We start from the raw sequence: 12,692 nt of genomic DNA on the forward strand, positions 1-12,692 counted from the left end.
CGGAAGTTGGTTCACCACCACGAAGTCATTGTTATCCGGATTGTCCCAATCAATGGGTGCGACATGCGCGTACTCGGTCTTTTGGCCGACCTCGTAGCCGAAATCGACACCCTTGACCAGCATCTCGTGAAACCGACGGTTCCTCTGCTGCCACGTTAAACCGTCCGGATTTGTGAACAAGGCCGCCATGGCCTCTGTTGGAAGGCCCGGATAGGTTCGGCGAAGGAAGTTTTGAAGACGATCGTGGAGAACGACCTCCCCCAGATTGGTTCGGTTGTATAGTTCATAAGCCGGGACATGTTCATATCCTAATTGTTTTAAACGTTCGATTGTCGTTTGTTCAAAATCAGACTCGTAAAGCCTGCCACCCACCTAAACCACCTCCTCAACCCTCTCCTCGGCTTCCTCCAACTCGATTTCACCCGAAAGAAGGCGAGGAAGAAGGAAGTCCCGAATCTCCGACAGAGTATCGATTTCTCTGAGCAGAACATCGATCTGATCAAATATGTCCTTTGATTGCTTGATATAGGTCTCTATTCCCTGGGCCCGAACGATTGGAATAGACTTGAAGTTGGTACGGTTCACTTCCATGAAGGTACTACCATTTGACAAGGACTTTATAGTGTCCATGTTTGTTTTAAGCCAACCATACAGTTGGTACAGCGAAAACTGTTCATTTGGAACCAACACAATAAATCCTTGATTTGTACAAGCCCACGTTCGATTGATCGTAACAACTCCAATTGTTGCGCGACTGGTCATCATGAGTGAATACGGTGGGAAAAGTTTTGCTGAACTATTTTCTAATCCTTGTCTTGAAATCTTCTTCCGAGAATTGGTAATGAATAACGATGCGTTGTCAGTCAAATCACTAGGTGTAAACCAATTTATATCCGCGTTTTCCCAGTACTCTGGCACGGTAGTCCTTGGCGTACCTCCCCCCAGTACCTCAACAGCGTTCCCTATGGTAGTAGCTTCCCACCCCTTCGGAATCATCCCCAATTCCGACTCCACAAACTCTCCGTCCTGGAACGGCCCGAAATCGACAAACCAGTGTTTGTAAAGCGCCATAGCCATTTGTTCAAGTGTGTCATTCATGCGACGGTTGAGTTCGATTTTGTCATCGAGAAGTCCAAGGACATGAGCGATTGCCTCTTGTGTTTCTATAGGCGGTAGAGTGATATACATACGCCTTTGTTCGGTCAAATTCACGTAATCGGCCATGTCTGTTTGGCTCTTGACGGCATTGACCTGACTCATGAACTCTCGACCGTGCATCCAATAATATAGAAACGCGGGTTAATAACGGAGCGATCAAGGCATCTCCAGTAGCACAGTTGAGGCGAATATACGAATCGTTCTGTATCCTCTTTCACAAAGGCAAATCGTCCAACCGTTCCCTTTGAGGTAAAGACAACGTCTCCGGGTCTACTTACTTTGTCTCCCACTCTATCAAGTTTGTCTATCGGATAAAAATCTGCGTTTTTGAAATCAAATCCATCCTTGATGTTTCCAGCACGGGCAAACGGAAGGCCAGAGTTACTGAGTTCGGCATTTTTGGCCCGATAACCATCACCGATACTAAGAACTCCCTTATTGATCAGATCGTCGATCCGATACGTTGTCCAATCAGACACCGTAACCCATCCCCTGAAGAGTCTTCAAAATTTCTTGTTGCAGTTGCGTGGACTGCTCAAATTGCACTCGGAGTTTTCTTGACAGTTCACACATTTCCTCTTCAAAGGTGTCCGTATTCTCCAAGTCATCAATCGGGGTTCCTACATACACCCCAGGCGTCAACTTATAATCATTTGCCACAACTTCTTCAACCGTGACTACTTTGCAGAAGCCCGGGATATCAGTATAAGTTCCGTCTCCGTTTCGATAGGCATGATAAACTTCGGCGATCTGATCGATTTCCTCTTGAGACAACACTCTCTGCTTACGGTTTACAAGAGTGCCTTTCTGTCTTGCGTCAATAAAGAGAATCTCGTTTTTCCTTGACCGAAACCCCTTTTGTCCATCTCGATTTTTGCTCAGAAAGAACAACGCACATGGAATACCGGTGGTTAAGAACAACTTATCAGGCATCTGTACAATGCAATCCACATATCCTTCGTCAATCAGTCGCTTACGCACTTCTTTTTCTTCAGTTGTATTCGTCGTCATGGCCCCGTTCGCCATAACAAACCCTGCCGTGCCGCCTTCTTTCAAGTGATACAGAAAATGCTGGATCCACATGTAGTTCGCGTTTGAATCAGTCACGGGACCAATCAGACGCGGATCATTTGGTTGAATCTTATCCGCTCCCCAAAGTTTCATGTTGAAAGGCGGATTTGAGATGACGTAGTCAAACTGCTGTCCTGGGAACAGGTCATTCAAAAGCGAATTACCCAGCCGGATGTCCGCATTGATTCCGTGAAGCAAGACATTCATTTTTCCAAGTCGAACGGTGGTCTCAATAACTTCCTGACCATAGAACGATAAAGCCTTCTTCTTGGTGGTGTACCGCTCTGACTGGATGAACATCCCGCCTGATCCGCAAGCCGGATCAAAGACGGTACCCTCAATCGGCTCCAGCATCGCTACCAGAAGACGAACGATGGAGGACGGCGTGTAAAACTCCCCGCCACGTTTCCCTTCCGAACTTGCGAAGTTACCGATGAAATACTCGTACACACGTCCGAGAACGTCGACGCTCTCGTGATTCTGCACACTAAACTGCTCACGCGAGAATATGGCGATGAGTTCCGCCAGGTTTTCAGCCGGCAGATTGGACTGCTGATAAATCCGCGGCAAGTATCCTTTGAGATCGTCGTTTTGTTCCTCGATCAGTTTCATGGCGTTATCGACAATCTCTTTGATGTTGGGCTGCTTCGCGTGGTCCGAAATATATTTCCATGAGGCCTCGGTAGGAATCAGGTAAACACCCTCCGACCGATACTGGTCAGGGTCATTGAGGATCATTTCACGCATCTCTGGGTCTTCTGTGTACCACTCGCTACTCGGGTCATTCACCATCCGCTCGAGTTCTGCCCGTCGTTTTTCGTATCGCAGAGATAAATACCGCAAGAAGATAAGCGGCAGAACGATGTGTTTATAGTCAGCCGGCGCAATACTGCCCCGCATCCGGTTTGCAGCCTCAAATAGATCCTTCTCAAAATTGATGTCGGCCTGTACTTGTCCCACGGTTCTTCCCTCTCTTAACTGCGTTTATCTGGTTGAACTGATTCCCTCCACTGCGATCCGGAGATCACGTTCGTTCGGTAGAAGATACCGCCGGCACGATTCTAGATCCTCGTGTCCTGCCAGTTGCGCAACTACAGTGATGGGTTGTCCGCTGTCGAGCAGGTTTTTGCAGAACGAATGCCGTAAACTGTGACATGTTCCGTCTTCGATTCCTATGTTATCAAAGATTTGGCTAACGAAATGCTGTATAGCCCGCACAGTCAATCGCTGTTTGCGTTCTGACACAAATAACGCATTGTCAGGCGCTTCCACTTTATTCCGCTCATCCATCCACTCGGCAAGGGCCTTCGTCAAATCGCGGTTCATCGGCACAAGTCGCATCTTTCCTCGCTTGCCCTGACGAACGGTAAGCGTTTTGCGCCTCAAATCGACATCGTCTACGTCCAAAGCCACCACTTCAGCCACTCGACACCCCGCCTGAAGCAAACATGGGACAATTGCGACGTTACGTTTACGTCTACGTGCGCTTTTCTCCTTTTCTAATTCGTGAAGGAAACGGGCCTGTTCTTTACGTGTCAGCCATCGTGGTGAGACATTCAACATCGAGGGGCGCCTCACACGTACCTTGCGAGTAGGGTCTGCCGGTACTAGGCCATTCTCCGTTAGAAACGCCCAGTAGGTCTTGAGTCCCGCCACATGGCGATTGACGGTAGACGCCGAGTATTTTTTAACTGTCTGGAGATATGTCCTCCACTCGTGGAGGTCCAGTGCGGTGATATCAGCCGCGTTGAATTGTCCATCTTCGCGCTGTTCCCACCATGAAACCAGGAGGCGCACTGACTGCTCGTAGGCTACGATCGTCTTCTCGTTCTTGCCCTCATGAACAAGCCATTGTCTGAATTCCCCAAGGTGTGTCACTGAATCCCACAACTTCTGACGTATTATACGAAATCAAAACCGCGCATGCCCGAACGTATTATACGACAAATCTCTGCTGAAGCGCAGGTTTGTATTTCATAGAATACGGATTCCACGACATATATCATGGCCACGCCCCACTCACTCGAACAAGCGGTCGGATTGGCCTCGTGTTGGACGGATTGGCCTTCTTGCATCTGCCTAACGGGATCTACCTACATACGCCCATGTCTCGACTGGCTGGTATGATACCACCCGGCGTCGCCCCGTCAACGCTTACTACGTTCGACCTGTCGGCCGCTCTTGACCTCGCTTCCACCGGTCGGATCACGGGAGCCAAGGGGACAACGACTCACCTCACGCGTTACAGGCGCACACACTTCACAGGTTGGAGTCCTGACTCGTGGTACCTTTCTAGAAAACACAGCCGGTACCAGATAGTGCAGGAAGAATGTAATCACCTGCGAATGTAAAAATATTTAAATTCTGTAACCACGTCGTATCTTCCGCAAACGTCCCGAACTCGTGGCGGCTCAAACACTCCTCGTCCAAGATGCGATGGTAAGACTCGATGAATGCGTTCATGATTGGTGTGCGGCTTATCAGAGGAACTATTTGGAATCTATTTCGCATGTAGGTATCTCCCCGGCACCGCTTGGGAAATCTGGTAACATGGTGATAGGCAAACATGTGCATACAACAAGGAGGAAAACCCGTGCGTGTGGATCGCGAGGAATTGCATCGGTTGATTGACCAGTTGCCGGACAGTGAAGTGGCACCGGCACTTCGCTACCTCCGGTATCTGCGCGATCTTGGTGAAGACCCTCTGCTGAAGAAGCTCATGTCAGCATCAGCCGACGATGAACCCGAGACGGAAGAGGAACAGGCCGGAGCTGAACAAGCCAGAAAGGAATTGCAGACGGGAAACGTGTTGACCACTGAAGAATTGGAACGGGAATTAGGCCTATGAAGTACCGGGTGCAATGGACACCTCATTTAGAATGTTAGAAAGTCGTTCGAACAGATACTCCAGGTACATCTGGGTGCTCTGCTCTTAAGCTACGCTAAAATCTGGACTAATCCCGGCCGGATCAATCCCTGACGTGCGATACTCCGTGTTCCCCCGTGCAGTGTATCGTCACCATCGCCACGAATTCGGATGGCCGGTCGCGTGACGATGGTGACGATAGTGACGATAGATCAATTCTTTGGTCTCATCCTATAGCCGGCTTAACCTGACCCGCGCCCCCCGCCTGTCGCGGAAATGTTGGTACTGAATACCAACTTCCCGCAAAGTAGGTGCCAGCCTGTTCAGCTCAGCGGACAACTTGTTTGGTTGCGCAGGCCAGGACCCTCCTCTCAGTACCTCCGGCGGAACATACCGGCGAAGCTCAATAAACAGGTCTGTTACCCTCCCCGTCCAAGACGGTTGCGCGTCCAAAAGACCACAAAGCGCCTCATAGATAACATTACCCTCAAGGCTGTCTTTGACAGCTCTCAGCCGGTTTCGCTCTAGGGCCTTCAAAAAGCTGCCGCGGGTCCAACCGAACGCCGGTTCGGCGGCAGTGACCCACAACGCAAAATCCGCCATACGAGGGAGACTAGACAACCGCGTGTTTGGGAGATTTCGGAGTGCGGCTGAAGCCGCCGACAGAATCGCGCCAAGTATATACGGTTGTTGGAGCCGGAACTCCTCCCATAGTGTTGCCTCATTCCTCCGCCGTGTCGGGTGAATGACCGGCAAACGGAGTACAATCGACCGATCGAGGAAATCCTGGCGAGTGGCAATGGCATCGATTCCATTGCAAACGATGGGTTGCCTGAACCTAAAAAGCACTTCGTCACGATCAGTGTACAATCGTCGTGTCGCGTAAGCCGCACCCGTGCTGATACGCGCAAGTGCATCCGACAAAGATGGCCGAATGCCGCTAAGATTGTCAAACGCCAGAACGTACGCATTGGTTGCTGCGATCACCAAATCGCGTTGACTTTCTGGTAGCGAACGAATGGACGCCTCATTTGGGTCAATCAACTCTCGAACCATCCGAGTCAGAGTACTCTTTCCGGTCCCTTGTTCACCTTGCAATACAAGTATAGGCTTCGCCCCGGTTGGATTGAGAGCTCCTACAAGCCAAGCAATTATCAGTATTCTCGCATCATTGCTCTCAACATTCAAAAACCTGTGCAAAATCTCAACCGTACCGCCTTCCAACGGTCGAGGCAGTGGCTTCATTCCAGGTGTACGAATGAATCGAATGTGTCCCGGACACCCCGTGATGCGCCACCCTTCCCTGGTAACCTCCACAGCAGCTCCAGTGTTATCGGCGAGATCCACATAAAGGCGGTCTCCGTCGCCCGCCACGCGCCGGTACAATGGTCGCTCAACGCTTGATACACACGCCACGGCGCTAAGCGTCTCCATGACCTGCGTTACTGCGCTTACCGGCGGTACACTGCCTTGCAGCCTGAGGTATGCGTCAATCAGATACTGCTTGAAACGCTCACTGTCAATCGGCAGAGTTTCCTCCTGCCCTCCCCGCCTGACGGTGCAGTATCCGACACCAGTACTGTCATGAAAGAGATCCCATCCAGAAGCTAAACTCAGTAGAATGTCCGCTTTAGTCTCTTTGTTCCCGGTTAAAATCCTCAAGACTTCTGCCGAGGGACGACGGATACTCACCGCCATCCCCTCCCAACACCGTCCAACAACCGTATATACACACGATTAAGGAACGAACCAGCACGCTTTCCGGTACATAGATGATGTGATAAACTGCCATTGACCGATGCATTGTGCCCAGCCATGGCTGGGCCTTCTTTGTGAAGCATATTAGTTAGCCTCCTTGCGCCAACCGCCCGGATATGCTTGTCCACCGTTGCGAATCCATTCTTCCAGCTGGAGGGGATCAACCCGCAATTGCCGACCTAGCCGTACGACAGGGAGGAGTCCTTCGCGTGCCAGCTCATACGCACGAGCGACCGTGACTCCGCAAATCTCGGCAACCTCCGCCATGGTGAGCAACCGGCGTACCATCTACGATCACCTCCGTCAGCGTCTGAGTACATTATCGCAACTCGCCATTTCTCGTGTCGTTCAGCTTTGCAATTCAACATAACTCCTTTTCTATATGCTTGACAGGGAGTGGTGCGTATGTTCGTTGCATTGTTTCGGCGTCACCCGCTGAACACTTACCATAACCGCTTCCTGTCATTCACCTCACCGGATGAAAGGTTCCCTTGCCTTTGCGATCGCGTCTGACAACCATCGCGGGTGCATAGGCAGCATATCCGACGGTAGCTCATCGGGACTGAAATACCGAACGTCAAGTGTTTCCGGTGACGCGTTAGACAATTGACCGCCCACGACCTTCATTTCAAAACAAAGTGTCACGAAATGAACGGATCGTCCAGTTGGGTAAGTGAACACCTGTGACTCTGGTTCCGAGTAAACACCAATCAACCGCACGACTCTCGTCTCAAGCCCAGTTTCTTCCCTGACCTCCCGTACAGCCGCATTCACGACCGTTTCACCCGGCTCCACACGTCCAGACGGAATCCCCCACAGCCCGACGTCCGCTCGCTTTTGCAGGAGAACATGCCCACGCGAGTCAAAGATGATCATGGCAACACCAGGGCGAATTTCATCGATCCGATACATGCCTCCAACCTCCCGCATGAAAATGGCCCGAAGGGGCGATCAGCGCATGACAGTGCGCTGAACCTTCCCCCTCGGGCCTTTTGTGCCAATAGGTGCATCCGGCGACACAAGCCGGACATGTAGCCCTCGGTCGCAGACCTTCGCGCCCCCGGCACGAAGCGGAACCCTAGCTACCCTATCCCGGTTCAGTTGAAAGTGCACATATGCTTTGGTTCCATCTTACAACGAGGTTTGTCACTATGAGAAGTGGGTCGCTTGCCTTGGTGTTCGTGTTTGATGACGGCACTCAATGCCGTACATTTCTTTGGTCTGTCGCTCGAACGGGTCCCCGGAGCGCCCTCGTACGTGATCTCTACGTGTCCGCCCAATCACCGTACCCATTACCGACGAAATGCCACCACATTCCTGAGGAATCGTGTACTTCATGCGTACACAACGCATACACCTATAGTTTGCCATCCATCTATCACCCAGCCCTCGTCTATCCGAAGCCAAAACAACACCTCATTTTTCACTGGGTTTCCACGCATCGCGTACACGCTGCAACGATAATCGCCCGCAACCGTATACACAATGACGCACCATTGTGACATATCAACGCAACGACCCCAAATAGATGTCCGTCACTTCTTCACGATGATGCCCCAACAGTTCACTCACGCGGGCCTTGGCCTCCTTGTCCGACAACCCGGCCTCGCGAAACTCCAAATATCGGTCCCGCGCGTATCCATGACGCAGACCGTGTGCGGTGACCGTGCTCCCAGACGGGCGGTGATGGCGTATGTAATCCTGAACCTCGCGGATCGCTTCATGGGTTTTCACGTCGGGGGCAACGAACAGCTTTTCGCCGGGTCGTGCATGCCGGAGAGCCCGCCCCAGCACCTCGCGCGCTTCTCCCCGAAGCGGGACATGCCGAATCAATCCTCCCTTGCCCTTGACCTCCAACACGTTCGTCACCAACGCCTGACGCGCGTGCGCAACATCAATGCGATGAGCCTCGTGGATTCGCAATCCCAGGTCCCGCGCCAGAATGAGCACGCTCCGAATGCGATCCGGTGCTTCGTCGATGATCCGCAACTCTTCTGCTTTCCACGTCCGGTCATGCCCGCGGAAACTCCGGCGACCGATGTTCATTCGGAGGTTGAATGTCCGTGCGTCCTCCAGCGGGCGCTTCAAGCCGACCTGATCCGCAATCCATCGGATCGCCGAAAGCTCGGTTTTGATGTGCGCAGGTGTTCGCCCGTTCGCCTGCATGTACCGCACGTATGCCTCCAAGTGTTTGTCCTGCAAATTTCGCAGATTTTTCAGTTGAAACTGTGCACCAAGAAACTTCGCCAATCGTTGCCCGGCTTCCCTGTACCGCTCGCGCGTGCGAATGCTTCCTTGGCGAGTATGCCGGAACACCGCCCGTACCTGGTCCATCAGTGTCTTTTCCGTGCTCCCCATGATCAGGTTCCTCCAAAACGACCGTCACCATCGTCACAATCGTCACCACCCGCGCATTTGTGGTCTAGTACCGTGACGGTCGATGACGATTGTGACGATAGATGCCTTGCCGTCGATTGCCCTCCGGACGCGAAAATCCCCCGCTCCCGGCGAATCGTTTCCGCCGAATTTCCGTCCGATCCGCTCGCCAACCGCTTGATTTCACGCCACTTTTCGGCTCCCGTCCGCCTCTGTCTCTGCCCGCCTCCGGCGCAGAGACAGAGGCGGACGCCCCAGCCCTCGCCATCTCTCGTGCCTGTGGTTAGCATGCATGCCACATTCCCGCTACGCGGGTGTTTATCACGACGCCATTTGCCAATGCCGTCGTGATAAACCGTGGCCGCCCACGTACCCTGACGGGTGCTTGCCTTCGGCAAGCGGTGGGCGTCGTGCACCGGGCTATGCCCTGGCGCCCATCACCGGCGACATCTGTCACCGAACCGCCTACTCTCTCCATCACCTCCCTTCAAATGTGTTCCGTACGCCATGCCGTACGGCTCAAGTGCACACCCATTCCGGCCGTGTACGATTGGCCTCCACGACCGAAGATGCGGATGGTGCACCACGCCGGACACGCCATGCACCCATTGGCCAGAGTGCCTGCCGGCGTGCCTGCCGGCGTGTCTGCGCGTGGTCGGACCACCGGAATCGTGACCTTCCGGCGGACCTGCGCCCCCTTCAGACCGAGTCGTGAGATTCCGTTTCTCGGCCCCGTGAACGGGGGCGCCGGCGCTTCCCCATGGCTTCCCCGAAAAGAAGCCATGCAAAAAGCGCACGACGGGTTGTGGTTGGATGTCCACAATCCCATCATGCGCTCATACATGGTGCCCGGCCACCGAACAGACTTTACATTCTTTACATTCCACTCTGCGTGCCGTTAAGGGGTAGCCCCACGGTGCGACTCTGCTGTGGCCTTGAGGTACATGTTGCGATTGATGTGTACCGCGATCGCGCTCGTCTCCGGCACACCCGGTATCGCATACAGCTCAAAATGCCCGTACCGCCCGATTTCCGCTCCTACGCGAGATACGTTCTCGGATGTGAGAACATACGTTCTGTTCCCCCACGCCACGGCATGGGGAATCATGATGTTGTCCGTTCCCATGCCGTTCGCCGGCAGGTTTCCCGCTGGACCAGGCGAGGGGTTCCCCGGCAAAAGCGTTGCATCTGCATTTGCAAAGGTACCGGCCCCGTTCTGGCCAGGACGGTTCGAGCTCCCCAAACCTTGCGTCGGTGATTCAGCATGCATCATGTTGTCCGTCTGCTTCCCGGACGGGCCAGGCAGGTGCCCAGGCACACTGTTCCACATGTAAACACCCGTCGCAATCATCAACACCGCCACCGCACCGATACTCCCGCCCAGCCACACCGGTTTTCTCGTGCCCGCACGGTTTGCCGGACTTGACGGAACCTCCGCCCGCATGATGGCATCACGCACGCGATCGCGAACGTGAGCGGGCATCTGCACTTCTCCCAAAGGTCTTAACCTCTCCTGTATGTGCTTTAGGTCCATCCGGATCACCTTCCTACCCGCGGGTTGGGACGTCGTTCATCCGCTTCCACGAAGTCCTTCCGAAGTTTTTTGATGGCCCGATGCAGGGTCACACGGACCCTGACCTCCGGCCAGCCGAGGAGTTCTGCGATTTCCCGCACCGGACGGTCCTGAATCACACGCAAGATGACGACCTCCCTGTACGAAACAGGAAGACTCTGCAAAGTGCTTTCCAGCTCGATTCGATCCAACGAACGGTCGTCGAACGGTTGATCCGCCACGTGATCGAGCAGGACCTCTGCTTGGTTCCCCGCGCGTCTTTTCTTGCGGATCATATCCCGCACGTAATGCCTGGCGATGGCCCACAGCCAGCTCCGGGGGCTGCTCCTGTGTTCGAACCGGGGCCACGCTTGCAACGCGCGCAAAAAGATCTCCTGCACCGCATCCTCCGCCAAGCCCCGGTCACCGAGTGTGTACAGCGCGTACTGGTAAACCTCGTTTCCGTAATGCTCCAACAGTTCCTGAATGGCACGCTTCGCCTCATGCTGAATGTCGGCCAACGGCATCCCTCACTTTGCACATAGATCGTCGTATCCGGCCGGCCATGTGTTACACCGACACATGAAAATGGATTCCTTGAGGTTGGTCATGCGCCATTGGCCCATCCACAGGACGAAACATAGTCAGTCGTCGTGTAACATGCCGATCACCACTGACGACTATGTTGACGAATGAACCGATGGAAGAGGTGTCGCCACGATGTCAAGAACGGTTCTTACGGCTTTACTCGTTGCACTGGGATTGAGTATCGGGGCTGGAGAGGTGTTGATCGGCGAGTTCCACCTGAAAGACGCCATCGCAACCCGTGAAAGTCCACCCCAAGTCACGGCAGAAGCCATGACGTCCGAAAAGACGATAATCGGAGCATACGCACAACCGTCACAAGCCAAGTCGAAACCGGATTCGCCATCCATCGAAGGATTGCCCACCATCCAAGAGGTTCAGCGCGCGCTTCTCATTCCACCCGCACCAACCTCAGGTGTTGTCGTCACGGTACTGCGCACGTACCTGGTTCCCGACAACGTGGTCGAGAAACTCCTGAACGACCTGAACCACAACGAAGGAGTGCAAAGTTCACAGGGAACGGGACGAACGTACGCCGGCCCTCCGGGTCTTGAATTGCAACTGTCAAACGGGAAGAATGTCGTGATTGCGCCCGATGAAACCTCTCGCCACACGGTGGTGATCATGGATCTGAATCACCCAGGAAAAACCCTACGTCTTGTAAGTCCTGAGGTATACAACTGGCTGTCCGGCGGATGGCGAAACGACATCCCACAAGTTGGCCATGGGATGTCATAGCGTGGTGTCCCGCCTCAACGGCGAAAGGGGTAACATGCTAAGATAACGGCACACACCGGCACTTCGCTTGAACGGTGCGTGCCAGGCCGTTGGAAAAACTCATAAAACACGGTGGAATCCTTGCACCCGTTTTACAGAAAGATTCTTCAATGCATGTAGAAACGCTCGTCACCCTTTGGCGACATATTTGAGCCGGTCCCGCTTTTGGGTCCGTCGGCAGATTCCTTGGATGAAAAGTCGGTTTAACTTCGGCTCCAAACGGCATAGAATGTGGTCACGGAGGTGGTCACTATGAAAATGGTCAGCATCCGCGAATTCCGTGATCATGCCACAGATTACTTCCGGTCGAAAGAACCGCTTCTCGTCATGCGCGGTTCAAAACCGGCGGGTGTGTTTCTTCCCTGGGACGAAGCATTGCTTCCCTCAGATGATTTTAAACGAGTCTTGTACGACCGTCTGACCAAAGAACTGCAAAAGGAGATGGCCGATAAGGGTATTTCAGAAGAGGAGGTCTTGGCCGACTTTGAAGCCCATCGAAAAGATCGTCATTGACGCCAATGTCCTCCTCTCCGTCGTGATTGGTGGAAG

13 protein-coding genes are annotated in these 12,692 nt (G+C 53.4%); 3 read left to right on the forward strand and 10 right to left on the reverse strand.

The window, feature by feature from the left end; genetic code table 11:
* The 5 genes from AS26_RS12010 to AS26_RS14960 form a co-directional block, all read right to left on the reverse strand.
* On the reverse strand, positions 1-372 hold a 372-nt coding region (locus AS26_RS12010; protein WP_245629752.1), incomplete at its 3' end, for a type I restriction endonuclease.
* Positions 373-1,224, reverse strand: a complete 852-nt coding sequence (locus AS26_RS12015) for a restriction endonuclease subunit S (RefSeq protein WP_169793498.1) — start codon at positions 1,222-1,224, stop codon at positions 373-375.
* 32 nt (positions 1,225-1,256) lie between these two features.
* Positions 1,257-1,637 carry a restriction endonuclease subunit S gene (locus AS26_RS14300; protein WP_157068498.1) on the reverse strand — a complete coding sequence of 127 codons (381 nt, stop codon included), beginning with the start codon at positions 1,635-1,637 and terminating at the stop codon, positions 1,257-1,259.
* Positions 1,630-3,189 carry a type I restriction-modification system subunit M gene (locus tag AS26_RS12020; protein ID WP_281176963.1) on the reverse strand — a complete coding sequence of 520 codons (1,560 nt, stop codon included), beginning with the start codon at positions 3,187-3,189 and terminating at the stop codon, positions 1,630-1,632. Before AS26_RS12020 ends, AS26_RS14300 begins: the two co-directional genes overlap by 8 nt.
* A 24-nt stretch (positions 3,190-3,213) precedes the next feature.
* Positions 3,214-4,107, reverse strand: coding sequence for a tyrosine-type recombinase/integrase (locus AS26_RS14960; RefSeq protein WP_157068499.1), 894 nt, complete (start codon positions 4,105-4,107; stop codon positions 3,214-3,216).
* Between the two features lie 715 nt (positions 4,108-4,822).
* On the opposite strand from AS26_RS14960, the gene AS26_RS12025 reads away from it, so the two are divergent.
* Positions 4,823-5,077 (forward strand): hypothetical protein, encoded by a 255-nt coding sequence (locus tag AS26_RS12025; RefSeq protein ID WP_062309851.1) that lies wholly within the window; start codon positions 4,823-4,825, stop codon positions 5,075-5,077.
* A gap of 249 nt (positions 5,078-5,326) precedes the next feature.
* On the opposite strand, the gene AS26_RS15035 is transcribed toward AS26_RS12025, so the two are convergent.
* The 5 genes from AS26_RS15035 to AS26_RS12055 form a co-directional block, all read right to left on the reverse strand.
* Positions 5,327-6,793, reverse strand: a complete 1,467-nt coding sequence (locus tag AS26_RS15035) for an AICE element replication initiation protein (RefSeq protein ID WP_505592645.1) — start codon at positions 6,791-6,793, stop codon at positions 5,327-5,329.
* 144 nt (positions 6,794-6,937) lie between these two features.
* Positions 6,938-7,141: a helix-turn-helix domain-containing protein gene (locus tag AS26_RS12035; protein ID WP_062309855.1), complete on the reverse strand. Its 204-nt coding sequence runs from the start codon at positions 7,139-7,141 to the stop codon at positions 6,938-6,940.
* Positions 7,142-7,324: 183 nt separating this feature from the next.
* Positions 7,325-7,765, reverse strand: a complete 441-nt coding sequence (locus tag AS26_RS12040; protein WP_062309857.1) for an NUDIX domain-containing protein — start codon at positions 7,763-7,765, stop codon at positions 7,325-7,327.
* A 594-nt stretch (positions 7,766-8,359) separates the two neighbouring features.
* Positions 8,360-9,211, reverse strand: coding sequence for a tyrosine-type recombinase/integrase (locus AS26_RS12045; protein ID WP_062309859.1), 852 nt, complete (start codon positions 9,209-9,211; stop codon positions 8,360-8,362).
* 1,557 nt (positions 9,212-10,768) lie between these two features.
* Positions 10,769-11,302, reverse strand: a complete 534-nt coding sequence (locus AS26_RS12055) for an RNA polymerase sigma factor (RefSeq protein ID WP_169793499.1) — start codon at positions 11,300-11,302, stop codon at positions 10,769-10,771.
* Between the two features lie 199 nt (positions 11,303-11,501).
* Between AS26_RS12055 and AS26_RS12060 the strand changes: the two genes are divergently transcribed.
* Both AS26_RS12060 and AS26_RS12065 read left to right on the forward strand, forming a co-directional pair.
* A complete protein-coding gene (locus AS26_RS12060; RefSeq protein WP_062309867.1) occupies positions 11,502-12,104 on the forward strand; it encodes a hypothetical protein in 603 nt (200 codons plus the stop codon).
* Between the two features lie 291 nt (positions 12,105-12,395).
* Positions 12,396-12,656: a hypothetical protein gene (locus tag AS26_RS12065; protein WP_062309870.1), complete on the forward strand. Its 261-nt coding sequence runs from the start codon at positions 12,396-12,398 to the stop codon at positions 12,654-12,656.
* The last annotated feature ends 36 nt before the right edge of the window (positions 12,657-12,692 follow it).

It is taken from the genome of Alicyclobacillus sendaiensis NBRC 100866 (assembly GCF_001552675.1).
GTDB lineage: Bacteria > Bacillota > Bacilli > Alicyclobacillales > Alicyclobacillaceae > Alicyclobacillus > Alicyclobacillus sendaiensis.